At 70.0% G+C, this 12,711-nt stretch carries 12 protein-coding genes and 1 pseudogene; 4 read left to right on the forward strand and 9 right to left on the reverse strand.

The features are described 5' to 3' along the window. Nucleotides 1-45: 45 nt before the first annotated feature. The 7 genes and pseudogenes from AOM04_RS07830 to AOM04_RS07855 form a co-directional block, all read right to left on the reverse strand. The gene (locus AOM04_RS07830; protein ID WP_062464452.1) at nt 46-1,101 is read right to left on the reverse strand and encodes an ABC transporter permease; all 1,056 of its coding nucleotides are present in this window, start codon (nt 1,099-1,101) and stop codon (nt 46-48) included. Between the two features lie 11 nt (nt 1,102-1,112). Continuing rightward, entirely contained in the window at nt 1,113-2,006 is an 894-nt protein-coding gene (locus AOM04_RS07835) for an alpha/beta hydrolase (protein WP_062464213.1), read from the reverse strand. 217 nt (nt 2,007-2,223) lie between these two features. Beyond that, nucleotides 2,224-3,126 (reverse strand): ROK family protein, encoded by a 903-nt coding sequence (locus AOM04_RS07840; protein ID WP_228373664.1) that lies wholly within the window; start codon nt 3,124-3,126, stop codon nt 2,224-2,226. 105 nt (nt 3,127-3,231) lie between these two features. Continuing rightward, nucleotides 3,232-3,510: pseudogene (locus AOM04_RS15095) on the reverse strand (winged helix-turn-helix transcriptional regulator); the annotation flags it as partial. A 118-nt stretch (nt 3,511-3,628) separates the two neighbouring features. Next, entirely contained in the window at nt 3,629-4,228 is a 600-nt protein-coding gene (locus AOM04_RS07845) for a hypothetical protein (RefSeq protein WP_062464215.1), read from the reverse strand. A 95-nt stretch (nt 4,229-4,323) separates the two neighbouring features. Next, nucleotides 4,324-4,980 carry a response regulator transcription factor gene (locus AOM04_RS07850; RefSeq protein ID WP_062464216.1) on the reverse strand — a complete coding sequence of 219 codons (657 nt, stop codon included), beginning with the start codon at nt 4,978-4,980 and terminating at the stop codon, nt 4,324-4,326. After that, on the reverse strand, nt 4,977-6,158 hold the full coding sequence (locus AOM04_RS07855) for a sensor histidine kinase (protein WP_062464217.1): 1,182 nt from the start codon (nt 6,156-6,158) through the stop codon (nt 4,977-4,979). Before AOM04_RS07855 ends, AOM04_RS07850 begins: the two co-directional genes overlap by 4 nt. 173 nt (nt 6,159-6,331) lie before the next feature. Between AOM04_RS07855 and AOM04_RS14545 the strand changes: the two genes are divergently transcribed. Both AOM04_RS14545 and AOM04_RS14550 read left to right on the forward strand, forming a co-directional pair. Continuing rightward, complete coding sequence (locus AOM04_RS14545) at nt 6,332-6,856, forward strand: hypothetical protein (protein ID WP_062464218.1); 525 nt, start codon at nt 6,332-6,334, stop codon at nt 6,854-6,856. Then, a complete protein-coding gene (locus AOM04_RS14550) occupies nt 6,853-8,292 on the forward strand; it encodes an MFS transporter (protein ID WP_062464219.1) in 1,440 nt (479 codons plus the stop codon). Before AOM04_RS14545 ends, AOM04_RS14550 begins: the two co-directional genes overlap by 4 nt. A gap of 251 nt (nt 8,293-8,543) precedes the next feature. On the opposite strand, the gene AOM04_RS07870 is transcribed toward AOM04_RS14550, so the two are convergent. Next, entirely contained in the window at nt 8,544-9,491 is a 948-nt protein-coding gene (locus AOM04_RS07870) for an EamA family transporter (RefSeq protein WP_062464220.1), read from the reverse strand. A 90-nt stretch (nt 9,492-9,581) separates the two neighbouring features. Between AOM04_RS07870 and AOM04_RS07875 the strand changes: the two genes are divergently transcribed. After that, nucleotides 9,582-10,049 carry an Lrp/AsnC family transcriptional regulator gene (locus tag AOM04_RS07875; protein ID WP_062464221.1) on the forward strand — a complete coding sequence of 156 codons (468 nt, stop codon included), beginning with the start codon at nt 9,582-9,584 and terminating at the stop codon, nt 10,047-10,049. Between the two features lie 431 nt (nt 10,050-10,480). Then, complete coding sequence (locus tag AOM04_RS07880) at nt 10,481-10,978, forward strand: hypothetical protein (RefSeq protein WP_062464222.1); 498 nt, start codon at nt 10,481-10,483, stop codon at nt 10,976-10,978. Between the two features lie 217 nt (nt 10,979-11,195). Here the strand turns inward: AOM04_RS07880 and AOM04_RS07885 are convergent, their stop codons facing one another. Next, nucleotides 11,196-12,494, reverse strand: coding sequence for an MFS transporter (locus tag AOM04_RS07885; protein WP_062464223.1), 1,299 nt, complete (start codon nt 12,492-12,494; stop codon nt 11,196-11,198). Nucleotides 12,495-12,711 lie beyond the last annotated feature (217 nt).

Consider the following 12,711-nt stretch of genomic DNA (forward strand, 5'->3'; position numbering starts at 1 on the left):
CTTTGTTGGAACCTGCTAATGGGGTGGTGGACGGGTGAACGGTGTTCAGGTCTGCCGTCGCCTCTGCTTGCGCCGGGCCATGAGCCCGTTGAGCGAGACGGCGAGGATGATGATCGCGCCGGTGGCGAACTGGCTCCACACCGCGGGGATGGAGAAGTAGACGAGCCCCACGCCGACGGTCTTGAGCAGGATCGCGCCGATCACGGCGCCGAAGATGGTCGCGGTACCGCCGGTGAGGGGGTTGCCGCCGATGACGGCGCCGGCGACGGCGAACAGCTCGAACCCGCCTCCCGAGGTCGGGTCTCCGCTGGTGAAGAAGGCGAGGCCCAGCAGACCGGCCAGGCCGGCGAGGCCGCCGCTCAGCAGGAAGGCGTACGTCTTGGTGCGCCCCACGGGGATGCCCGCGAACCGCGCCGCGTCCTCGTTCGAGCCGATCTCGCGGACCCGGTACCCGAAGGGTGTCGCGCGCAGCACCACGGTGAGCACCACGACCACGACGATGAGGATCCACACGGAGACCGGGAGGCCCAGCCACTTCTCGCCGCCGAGGATCCGGAAGAAGGAGTTGTCGACCGGCATCCCGATGATCTGCTTGCCCTCCGACACCGCGGCGGCGAGGCCACGCAGCACCCACCCCATCGCGAGCGTCGCGATGAGCGAGTTGATGCCGATGCCCTGGACGATGAGCGCGTTGAGTGCACCGACGGCGACCGCCCCGCACAGCGCGATCGCGGCGGCGATCCACGGGTTCATGCCGCCCTGGATCAGCACCGACGCCACGATGCTGGTCAGCACGTAGTTGCCCGCGACAGACAGGTCAACCTCGCCCTGCGTCACCAGGAACGCGATGCCCGCCGCCATGAGGGCGATGTACACCGACTGCTGGACCACGTTGATCAGCTGCGTCGAGTTGAGGAACGCGGGGTTCATGATCCCGATCACGGCGACCAGGAGGACCAGCGCGGCCAGCGCGCTGAACCAGTCCGCTCCGGTGAGCGCTCGGATCCTGATCCCGTTCCGGAGGAGGCTCGGCAGCGCGTCGCGCGACCCTCCCGGAGCCGACTTGGCGGCCGGCGCGTCGTCCTTGACGCGTTCACTCATGAGCATGCCTTTCATCGTGAGGTCCCAAGGATGGAGCGCGACGATGCCGACGGCATCACCTCGCGGAGGAAGTCGATCGCCTCGTCCACGAACGCGACGGGACGGGGGTGGCCTTCGAAGACGTGGTCGGCACCCTCGACGGGACGGAGCCGCACGTCCGCGCCCGCCCTTTCCAGGGCCGATGCGAGATGAAGGCTCTGGCCGAACGGCACCAGCCGGTCCCGCACGCCATGGCGGATGAGGATGGGCGGACAGCCTGAAGCCACGTGCGTCGCGGGGTCCGCGTCGGCGACCAGCTCGGGCGCCTGCTGCACGGGTGCTCCCAGCAACACTGACTCGGGCGAGTCCGGCGCGTCGTGGACCTGCAGCGCGTCGACAGTCGCCTGCGTGTCCATCAACGCGAAGTTCGACGGTCCGTACCAGTCGACGATCGCCGCGACGGAGGGCAACGGCAGGTACGGCTCCTCATCGGGGTGGGTCCGATCGCCTCGGATGCCGGCGCTCGCCGCGAGGTGCGCTCCCGCCGACTCCCCCCACACGGCGATCGCCTGCGTCGACACACCGACCTCGTCAGCCCGGCCACGCAGCCACCGGATGGCAGCGCGCACGTCGAGCAACTGCGCCGGCCACCTCGCCTCCGAGGACAGCCGGTAGTCGATGGCCGCGACGACGAAGCCCGCGCGCACCAGCCGGCGGAAGAAGTCAGCCTCCTCAAGGAACGTCGGCAGCAGGCTCTTGGACCCCAGCCGGAACGCGCCGCCATGGATCCAGACAACCGCCGGGTACCGCCGCTCGGACGCCGGTCCGCCCACCGGATCCCACGCATCGGCAGGCGCGTACAGATCGAGGGTCAGCGGCCGGTACCCGACACGGCTCGCGTAGACCACCTCTTGGATGACGGCCACATCGTCGACGATCGTCGGCAGCTTCAGCGGGGCATCCGCGAGAGGCTCCGCCCACGGCTCCGAGGATTCAGGTCCGGAAGGTGTACGTCTTTGCACGAGCCGACTCTGGCGGAATACTCGATGGCAGTCAACACATTAGAGCCATTATCGCCATTTGATTGATCTCAGTTTGGCAAAATCAAGGTTGGCGGCGGCTTATTCAAGCGGTCATCGTCGATTATCGTGCGGCAACAACAGTCCTTGCGGCAATAAGAAGCGCACCATGGAGCGTCGAGAGCCCGTCCAGAGCGGCAAGCCTCACTTCCGTCCGGGCGGCGATGGTCGGACGCGCGTACTCCCGCACCGCCCACTGGATCCCCTCGAAGAACGTCGCATGCGCCGTGGCCATGGTGCCGCCGATCACCACGCACTCGGGATTGAGCAGATTGGCGACCTGGGCCACGACGGCACCCAGCTCGCGCCCCGCGTCCTGCAGGATCCGCGAAGTCACTGCGTCGATGGCGTCGTGAGCGCCGAACGGCACCTCGGCGCCGTGGTGGGTGGCGGCGATCTGATCGGCGATCGAGGTCAGCGAGATCGTCGCCTCAAGGCAGCCCCGCTCCCCGCATCGACACAGCTCGCTGCGGCCGGCGACCTTGATGTGGCCGATATCGCCCGCCAAGCCGTTCGCGCCACGGTAGGGCCTCCCTCCCAGCACCAACCCGGCGCCGATGCCATGGGAGACCTTGAGGTAGAGCACATCCCGCTTCCCCGCAGCCACGCCGGCTCCGATCTCGCCCAAGGCGCCCAACAACGCGTCGTTCTCCACGTGCGTCGGAATCCCCGTGCGCTTGAAGATCTCGTCACCAGGGGCAATGCCGTCCCACGCCGACAGCCCTACGCTCGCCCGGACGCGACCCGACTCGGCCTCGATGGGTAGCGCGAAGGCCGCCACGCACTTCGCGATCACAGGGCTCCCCGCCATGGTCGAGACCGCCGAGATCAGACGCGCGGCAACATCGAGGGCGGCCGTCGAGTCGACATCGACATCCATCTCGCGGCGTTCGCTCGCGACGAGGTTGCCGCGTGAGTCACCGATGGCAGCGATGACACGGGTATGCCCGATGTCCAGGGCGACCACGTGGTGCTCACCGATCGCCGCTCGGAGCACTCGACCGGGTCGCCCCCGACCGGCACCTCGTCCCTTCGACTCGAGCTCTGACTCGACGACCTCGCCGGACTCGAGCAACGCCCCCACGGCGTGCGTGACGGTGCTCGGCGGAAGTCCCGTGAGATCGGCAAGCTCACCGCGGGTGACACCGTCACTGGCACGTATCGCGGAGAGAAGGGTCGCGCGAGTCCTGTCACGCGCGGGCCTGCGGTCAACGGCTCTGGTCACAGGGGCATCGTAGGGCGATGCATTGACACGCGAGTCGCGCGGCGCGCAGTCCTCCGTGAAGCACGTTCGGCCTCGGGGCGTCGTCGGGGCCTCCCCCGTCAGGCACGTGGGCGAGACCGACCGCATCGCTCCGGTGGCGCTGTTCCTGTGCGGCGACGCGGCCGAGCACGTCAACGGCGCGTCGCACGCCGCCGAGCACGGCAAGTCGGCATGGCGACGTCAGGCGAGAGCGCGGGCGCGCCCGCTACCCGTGGACGAGCGTCGGCGCGCCCGCATCCGCGAGCGGTCGCCGCAACGCGTGGATTCCGATCGCGATGCCGGCGCCGCCGACCAACACGCCGAGACCGCCGTTCGCGGTGCCGGTCGAGCCGCCGTCGGTCGCGGCGAGGAGCGCGCTCTGGGTGAGCACCACCAGCACCAGCGCCGCGGCGAGGTTGCTCAGCTTCAGCGCTTCCGAGAGGAGGTCCCGGCGGCGGCGCGACGCGATGATGCCGCCGACCGCGATGCCGAGCTCGGTGAAGGTCACCGTCGCGATCCCGATCGCGACGCGCTCGTCGTAGTGGACCGCATCGGCGCTGCCCAGCATGAGCGGGACGGACATCGCCATGTAGAGCGCGGACGATGCGATGAGGACGGCACCGACGCGGCGGTAGGTGGCTTGCGCCGCACCATGGTCCGGCTGTCCGGCCTCGCGCCGGTGAGCGACCACCACCATCGTCTTGGCGACGATGAGCCCCAGCGCGAAGGCGACGTTGCCGGCCATGAACCACGAGGGCTGCACTGCCCACAGGGCGCCCTTCCAGGCGGTGAGCATCAGGTGCCACGGGACCGCGAGGGCCGCCATCCGGATGGTGCGGCGTCGAGGATCGCGCCACGCTCCTGGCAGGACGATGCGTCGGCGCGCCTCCGTTTCCGACGGCGCGGGCCGCTGGGTCACCGTCACGGAGCGATGCCCGCCTGCACCGCGAACGACACGAGCTGCGCCCGGTCGCGTGCATGGACCTTCATCATGGCGCGGTTCGCGTGGGTCTTGACGGTGAACGGCGAGATGAAGATCCGCTTCGAGATCTCGATGTTGTCGAGCCCCTCGACGATCAGCCCGACCACCTCGCGCTCACGGTCGGTGAGCGCCGCAAAAAGCCGCGCCTTGTCCTCGTCGACGGCACGGGCAGGCGTCTCGCTGACGTGTCCCACGAGGGCACCGACCGCGCTCGCGCACAGCGCGTGACGACCCTCGGCGACAGCAACGATCGCATCCGTGAGCTCACGCGGTCCCGCGCCCTTGCTGAGGAAGCCGTCGGCGCCGGCGCGCAGCGCGGCGAGCACGTTGGCGTCCTCATCGAATGTGGTGAGCACGAGGATGCGTGGGCCGCCGTCGTCACGCGCACGCAGCCGCCGGGTGGTCTCGACCCCGTCGATGCCCGGCATGCGCAGATCGAGGAGCACCACGTCGACGTGCTGCGTCTCGACCGCACGGACGGCCGACAGGCCATCGCCGACCTCGCCGGCGACCTCGATGTCCGCGTGCGCCTCGAGGATGGTGCGCAGTCCCGCGCGGAGCATCTCCTGGTCGTCGACCAGCAGCACGGCGATCATCGTCCCTCCTCCTGCGGCAGCACCGCGGTGACCTGGAAGTGGGACCCGTCCGCTTGCGCGGTCAGGGTCCCGCCCACGGATCGGGCGCGCTCGCGCATGCCCGCGACGCCCGATCCCCCGCTGGGCGTGGTGAGGTCGCGCACCCGCGCGGCGCGCAGGTTCGCGACGCTGACGCGCACGCCGCCGTCCACCAGGCGTCGGACCTCGACGTCCGCTCCCCCGGCGCCGTGGCGATGAGCGTTGGTCAGGGACTCCTGGACGATGCGGAACACGGTCGCGGCGACCCGTGGGCTGAGGTCGCCGATGGAGTCCATCGTGGCGTCCACGCGCATGCCCGCATCGCGCCAGGTCTCGATCAGCGCCACGACATCAGACGCACCGGGTGTCGACGCACCAGGCACGGGCGCGCCGGGCTCCGGCTCCGAGGGGTCGCGCAGCACCCGCAGCGTGTCCTGTGTCTCACGCAGCACCGCCTGAACCGCGGCGCGCGCCTCGCCGAGCGCCCGCGCGGACGCGTCGGCATCGTCGGGAAGGGCCACCTCGGCCGCGCCGATGCGCATGCTCACCACCGCGATCTGGTGGCCGATGCTGTCGTGCAGGTCCCGCGCGATCCTCAGCCGCTCCTCGGCGACGCCTCGCTCGACGGCTGTGGCGCGTGCAAGCTCGGCCGCCTCGAGGCGAGCGGCGACGTCAAGCCGCGACTGCCAGGTCGCGCGCACCGCTGCGCCGACACTGGTGAGCACCATCACCGAGAACAGAGCGATCGACGGCGACACCTCCTGCGTGGGCGCCACCGCGCCCACATTGAGCGCCACGCCCACGAGGGCGCTCGCACCGATCACCCCGCCGATCAGCAGCGCCCGGGGCTCGCGCACGGCCAACACCAACGAGGCGAACGCTGCCATGGAGAATACGCCCGCCGGGTCCGTCGAGGCGGCGGCATCCACGAGAGGCGCCGCCGCGATCAGTGCGAGGGCGATGGCCCAGCGGTGCGCGGGCAGCCACACGCCGATTGTGATCACCAGCGCTGCCGCGACCTCGGCGAACTCGCCCGCGGGTGCGGCCACCGCGACGACCACGAGCGCGATGAGCGTCACCAGCGCGCGCGCGGCGAGCGTGACCGAGTCCGGGGTGACGGACAGGCGAGATCCAGGGGACGGGGACGGGGACGGGGGCATGGGCCCATGGTGGCATCCCCCGCAGCGCGCGTCGTGGTCCCTCAGGAGCGGTGCGGGTACCGCGGATGCAGTACTCGGCTCGGTGCACCGGCACGACGCGCCGGGGGCTCGCCTCCGTGACCATCGAGCCATCGCCTGGTATCGGACCGGGCTGAGCTGCCGAGGAGGCCGTCATGACCCACCGCTACACCGGATACGACTACGTCACCGTCGAGGTACCGCGCGACCACGAGGCCATGCACGTCGACGCCCGACGCGCCTTCGGGTGGAGCGTCGAGGGCGCGTCCACCACGCATCGTCCCAAGCCGACCGTGGAGCTGCGCCTCAAGCGCGACTACGCGCTGGGTACCGACCCGGAGCTCGCCGCGCTCGAGGCCGAGTGCCACGCGGCGCTCGCCGACGTCGAGTTCCTCTCGGGCCTCGCCGAGCGTCGTGCGGTCGCCGCCGCCGGCACGCTCGGAGCGCTCGGCTGCGTGCCGCTCGCGATCTCGGTGTTCCAGTGGGAAGGCGGCGGATCGGCGGGCGCACTCCTGATCGGCCTGGTCGGCCTCGTCCTCTGGTTCGCCGGCTATCCCACTTATCAGTCGGTGCTCCGCAAGCAGCGCGTGTCGACGACCATCAAGCGCGGGCGTCGTCTCATCGACGTGCACGCCGCGTGCGGCGCAGCCTCCTCGCTCATCGCGGAGCGTGCGGCATGACCGCCGCGGTCTCGGCGGGCCGGCCGGGACCTCCCACCGCCGCCCCCACCCCGCCGGTGCGCACAGGTGCGGTGACCGCGGCGCTGGCGCTCGCGGGAGGCCTCGCGGCCGCTGTGCAGACTCTCATCGTCCCGATCCTCGGCCTGCTCCCGGAGATCTTCCACGCCTCTCCCACCGACACCGCGTGGGCCGTCACCGTCACGCTGGTCGCCTCCGCTGTCGCGGTGCCCATCGCGGGCCGCCTGGGCGACATGTACGGCGCCCGCAGGATGGTGCTCGTCAGCCTGGCGCCGCTGATCGGCGGCTCCCTGCTGTGCGCCACCGCCAGCAGCCTGGAGGTCATGGTCGCGGGCCGCGCACTGCAGGGCCTCGGCATGGGCATCGTCCCGCTCGGATTGAGCCTGCTGCGCGAGGTGCTGCCAGCCGATCGCGTGGGCGGCGCCACCGCCATCGTCGGCGCCTCCACCGGCATCGGCGGCGCGATCACGGTTCCCGCCTCCGCGGCCCTTTCGCAGTACGCCGACTGGCACGTCACCTACTGGGGGGTCGCCGCGCTGGCGACGGTCGCCGCCGTGCTCACGTGGCACGCCGTGCCACCCCGCCGCCGGTCCCGGGCCGGCGAGGCGCGCCAGCGCTTCGACACGGCGGGCGCCACACTTCTCACCGTCGCGCTGCTGGCGCTGCTGCTCGCGATCTCCCAGGGAGGTCGCTGGGGCTGGGCGAGCGGCCAGACGCTCCTGCTCATCGGGGTGGCTACCACGGCCATGCTGGCATTCGTGGCCGTCGAGCTCGCCAGCAAGCATCCGTTGGTGGACGTGCGCGGTGCGGCGCGACGGGGCCCTGCTCTCGCCCACCTCGCATCGCTCCTGGTGGGCGCCTCGATGTACGCCCAGTCCCTGGTGATCCCGCAAGTGCTCCAGCTGCCGGTCGAGACCGGCTTCGGGCTCGGCCAGTCGATGCTGCGCGCAGGCCTGCTGCTGCTTCCCGGCGGCATGGTAATGATGCTCGCGGCCCCCTTCGCCGCACGGCTCGGCCGGGCGATCGGCTATCGCGTCACGCTCATGTGCGGCGCGGTGGTGATCGCCTGCGGGTACGCTCTCGCGGCGCTGGAGATGGACTCCACCGCGGGCCTCATGGCGGCCGTGATGGTGTGCAACGTGGGCATCGGGCTGGCGTATGCGGCGATCCCGATGATCATCATCGGCTTCACGCCGCCCGAGCACACCGCTGGCGCGAACTCGCTGAACACGCTCGTCCGGTCGATCGGCTCGAGCCTCGCCGCGGCAGGCATCGGCACGCTGCTCGCGGAGCTCGCGACCAGTGCGGGGAATCCGAGCGCGCACGCATTCACTGTTGCGCTCGTCGCCGGTGGTCTCGCTGCGCTGGCCGGGTCCGCCGTGGCGGCGCTCCTCCCACGCGACGCCGTCCTCGGGTGACGACACGGACACCAAGGCGACGCGGGGCGTGCTGCGCCGACAATCGCGCCACGCCCCGCGCGTCGCGCACTGGAGCGTCCGCTTCCCGTGAACAAAGGATCCTCAACCACGCGGGAAGCGCACGAAGCGCACCCCAAGACGTTCGACCGGAATGGTGCTCAGGTCGCCACCTGCCTCGACAACGCTCTCGCGCTGGCCAGTGCCGGCGTCATCCAGACGCACGGTCGCCTCATCCTTCCGACCGGCGCGATTCACCCTGCGACCAGCTTGACGTCGCCCCGATGCCTCTTCCGCAGCCGCGACGCCGACTTCGCCACCAGCGGCGTCGCCGACCCCGCCACGACCATGACGAGCGCGACCGCGGTCACCCCGGCGAGCGGCTCGCCCGCTCGCGTCGCCATCAGGGCGGTGATCGCAGGCGACAGGGTCCCGAACCCCGCCGCCGCAGCCGCTCCAAGCCTGCGCGCGGCAGCCGCGTATGCGACGCTCGATAGGACCCCGACAAGCAGCCCCTGCACGACGACGAAGGCGACGACGTCGACCGCCTGCGCGGTTCCCGCCAACAGCGCCGACGGCATCGCGCCTGTCATCGCGACGACGGCAACGGCGACCGCGGATGGGACCGCCACGAGGACCGTCACGTCGAGCGGATCGAGCGTGGTCTCGTGAACCGCGAGCGTGTAGGCGCCCCACAGGACGGCGGCAAGAGCGAGAAGCACGATCCCCTCGGCCGGCAAGTCCGACCGAACGGCGTACGCGGTGGCCCCGCTCCCGATCAGCACGAGGCCGAGACCCTGGGTTCGCGTTGCCGTTCCCCGACGAGACATTGCGCGCAGGCCCGCTACCGCGAGCGGAACCGTGCCCGGCGTCATCAGCCCGACGAACGTCGCGCTCGTCAAGGCCCCACCAGCAGCGACGATCGCGACATAGGGCGCTCCCGCACCGACACAGAGCGCTGCGAGGGCGCCGCGATTCTCGAGACGCAGCGCGCGGAGCGTGCGAGGAACACGCCACGCAAGCGCGAGAGCCGGCACTGCGAAGCGTATCGCCGCGATATCAGCGAGCTCGAGCGACGAGCGTGACGCTCCACGAAGCGAAAGCGCGAAGCCCGACCACGCGGTCAGCGCAACGAGCATCGCGAGCACGCCGACGGCGGTCGACCCGAGGGCTGCCCGGTGGGCGGGAACAGTTTTCGACATGCCGCAAGACTAGAAAAGTGATCAGGGCAGGTGATAGCAATTTTGACCCCACGAGCGACTCCAGTTGGCAGATTCTGCCAATCTGTGTGTGTGATAACACTCGATGAGATCGACCTCGACATCCTGCGCGAGCTGCAATCCGACGGACGGCTCACCAACCAGGCCCTCGCCGACCGCGTCGGGCTCTCGCCTTCCCCATGCCTGCGACGCGTACGGAGGCTGGAGGCCGAGGGCGCGATCGCAGGCTACCGCGCGACCGTCGACGCAGCCGCCGTGGGACTCGCGATCACAGCGTTCGCCCGACTCAAGCTCGTTCGCCACACGCCAGAGGTGGTCGACGGCGTCGAGCAGGCGCTGCGCGACACTCCCGAGGTCGTCGAGGCCCATCTGCTTGCGGGCGACGACGACTACATGGCGAAGATCACGGTCGGATCGTTCGCCGAGTACGAGGTTCTCCTGCGTCGCGCCATCCGTCCCATTCCCGGCCTCGGGGCCATCACCACGACGTTCGCGTTCGGCGTCACCAAGTCACCGTCACCTCTCCCCCTCGGTCGCTGACCGCTCACGCCGGCTCGCTCAGTGGGCGCCCGGCAGGCTTCGCGCACCGCGCGAGAGCCTCCCAGGGGCCGAAGTGCTCCACGTGGACACTGATGGCACAGCGGCGACGGAGATCGCGCAGTGGCCGCCCATGCCCTGCAGCCGCAACGCGAGGAAGCCCGACACGCGCCGTCGCCGCCCTGAAGCACTTTCGTCTCGTCAGGGCGGAACCGGCGATTCAGGTCACGGCATCGGTGTGCGAGTGCGCGGTGTGCTGCGACGTTGCCGGGGCGCGGCGGCGTGACCACACCACAGCCTCGCATCCCGCCTTCACGCCGCAATGAAGCGCGCTCGCTTCAAACCCGTCGCAGCGGAGGCGCACCAGCGCCGGCACCCGCAGCCCCGCGTCCCCGCGACCCGACGGCAATCGATTGTCGGCTAGCATCGCCTGCATGCCGTTGCTCGATGACTGGTCGGGACCGCTGGGATCGATAGCCGACGCAGCGCTCCACCGCGCGCGCCCCAGCACGATCATGCGGGACTTCATTGACCCGGCGCTCGCGCGGGACCACGAGGCGGTGCGACAGCTGGTCGGCACGGTGATCGCCTCTGGCCTCGCGACGTTCGATAAGGGCCGGCTGACCGCGACGCCTCGACTCACGTCCTTCTCGACGCAGGCAGAGGCCATGCGCGCATCGTTCCGGGCGAGCTGGCGCGGAGCGAGCAGCAACCTCGTGCTGCCCGATGGAAGCCGGCCGGCATTCGTCGAAGATGTCGAGGCGTACCCGTTCATCGGCCTAGCCCTCCGCGATGAGCCCCTCACGGTCAGCAGGTGGGAGGTGTCGACGCCGACCCTGAGGGCGCACCGCCTGCTCGGCCACGCTTCAACCGCGGGCATAGCGATCGGCGCGCCCATCGCGCTGGGCGCTCTCGCGCTCGTACTGCTCTAGCACGCTTGCTGGCGGTCGTTCACGGAGGCTCCCGCCGCGAGGGCGCACGCTGCTGCCCGCAACGAGCCCATTGCGGGCAGCAGCGTGGCATCGTGGACCGCAGTCCAAGAAACCCGCACCCATCGGTAGACCGGTTCCGCGCCGTCCAGGCGACAATAACCGCCCCGGAGCCGACGGCTCCAGCGTCCGGCAGTAGCGGGGGTCGCGGAGACGCCTGTCAGCGCACCGACCTGATCGGCAGCACCAGTAGTCCGCCAAGGATCCCGAACACGGCGCCGACGTAGTAGACCATCGCGTAGTTGTCCCCACCGCCGATGACCGCGAGGACCACGGCCGCGACCACGGGGGCGATCGCCTTGGGGATCTCGTTTGCGAGGGCCATGATCGCCACCCAACGACCGGACTCGACACGGTCCGGGATGACATCAAGTGTGAGCGCCTGGTCGACAGCGCCGAAAATCCCAGATGCGAGCGAGAACACCACCGCTCCGAAGATGTACACGACTACCGTCGTCATCGACCCTGTGACGACGAACGCGACCGCCATGAGCGCGCCGCTGACGAGGATCAGGGGCTTGCGCCGGCCGATCTTGTCCGAGAGCCAGCCGGAGCCGAGGGCACCGACGATCGAGGTGATCATCGTGATGGCGCCAGCCGTGGCCGACAGTGCTGCGATCGCGGAGGCGTCGATCCCCAGGCGCGCGCCGATGAAGTACACCGTGTAGACCGAGAACATGTAGATGCCGATGAACACCGACAGCTTGCTGATCCAGGTCCACGCGAAGTCCGGGTGCTGCCGCGGATTGAACAGCATCGTCTTGTAGACCCCGAGGACGCTCACCCTGGTGCGGGGCAGGTCCAGGGAGGACGGGTCGTTCATCTTGATGATGAAGGCGGCCGAACCGAGCAGCGTCACCGCGACGGGCACCATGAATGTCAACGCGGGCTGCGCCACGACCACGCCGGCGACGACTACGCCCGCGATGGCGGCAACCTGGGTGATAGCCCCGTTGACGCCGGCAACCATGCCACGCTGCTTCTCGGGGAGCGAGTCGCCCATGTGGGTCAGGAGCATCGCACCCATGGTCACGAGACCGATGTAGCCCACGACCCAGCCCACAAGGACCACGGCGAAGGACGACGAGATCGCGATGACGCCGTAGCCGAGGATGCCGGCCATCAGACCGCCGACCATCCAGGGGCGACGTCGCCCGAACCGGCTCCGCGTCGCGTCGCTGAGCACTCCGGTGAGGGGATTGATGAAGATGAGCACCACCGCTGCGGTGGTGAGCACCACCGCGAGGAGAGACTCCTTCGCGTCTGGGTTGATCGCCGCGATCTTCAGCGACATCGAGAACGAGCCCGGCGCGATCGATCCAACGTAGATCGCGAACTGCGCCAAGAAGAGGAGCGCAATGTATCGCTTGGACCACGGCTTGGCCTGCTGCGGCGCCTCACCTGCCGCGAGCTCGATCGGCTCGGGCAGGGAATCCACCGCTACCTCGGTGCTGCTCATGTCAACCTCTTCGTCTCGAGCCGGACCAGTTCCGGCTCCCTTCGATGCGCTCCATTAGAACAGGTGCGAGCCCAGAATGCCAACCGGTTGCCAGCCGCTTCGGCACCCATGTCGCGCAATGGTCCAGGTTCACCCACAGATTGGGACGAACGTCCTCGGGATAGCGCATACCCGGAGACACGTGCGGCGCCTCAAGCGCAGCACAGGATACGTGCGG

The organism is Demequina soli (genome assembly GCF_000971195.1).
Taxonomy (GTDB): domain Bacteria; phylum Actinomycetota; class Actinomycetes; order Actinomycetales; family Demequinaceae; genus Demequina; species Demequina soli.